This is a genomic window from Pseudalkalibacillus sp. R45, from assembly GCF_052246725.1.
Lineage (GTDB): Bacteria > Bacillota > Bacilli > Bacillales > Fictibacillaceae > Pseudalkalibacillus.
Genome location: NZ_JBQQCL010000053.1, coordinates 1 through 541 on the forward strand (window position 1 = coordinate 1; position 541 = coordinate 541).

The 541-nt window shown below is 46.0% G+C and carries 1 protein-coding gene; it reads left to right on the forward strand.

All coding sequences use genetic code 11. From position 1 onward, the window contains the following. The first annotated feature begins 235 nt into the window (after window positions 1-235). Window positions 236-439: a hypothetical protein gene (locus ACTWQL_RS24880; RefSeq protein WP_443145014.1), complete on the forward strand. Its 204-nt coding sequence runs from the start codon at window positions 236-238 to the stop codon at window positions 437-439. Window positions 440-541: the final 102 nt, after the last annotated feature.

Below are 541 nucleotides of genomic sequence, written 5' to 3' on the forward strand. Positions count from 1 at the left end.
AGAAAGTATAAAATACTTTCTTCAGTATAAGGGCAACTAAGGCTCGACCTACAAAAGGCTTGGTCTCGCCAAGTTTTCTTTAAAAGTCGTTGATTTCCGCTCCAGGATGCTCGCTTTCCGCGGGGCGCGCGGTGAGCCCACTTGTCGCCTTGCGACCTCAGGAGCCTCTTTTCAAGGAAGCATTTGTGCTCCTGCGTCTACAAGAAAGTCCTGTCGAAGCGAGCTTCCTCGTCACATGCCTTGCGAGAAGATTATTCAGGTAGTAGGCACGCTGATCCCGCTGGACAAGGAAAGCTTCGGAAGCGTTCCATCGCACGAAGAAAATTTTCGAGGAGTTTCGCACCTTGCTCTCCAATCAACTTGCACAAGGTGGTTCATTACAAAAATGACCCCAAAGCAACAATCTTTAAGAAAGGTTCTACGTCAAATGTTGGGGTAGGAGTTCTTGCTCCTATCCCTTAACCTACTTGAAAATCCAATTCTTTATTTTGATGATGTAATAAGATCCGTAAGCGTAACCTATCATAACGGTGGAAACCAA

What these genes read in the sequence shown, in the direction of transcription:
- ACTWQL_RS24880 (WP_443145014.1), top strand. Translation starts at nt 236, where the DNA reads ATGCCTTGCGAGAAGATTATTCAGGTAGTAGGCACGCTGATCCCGCTG.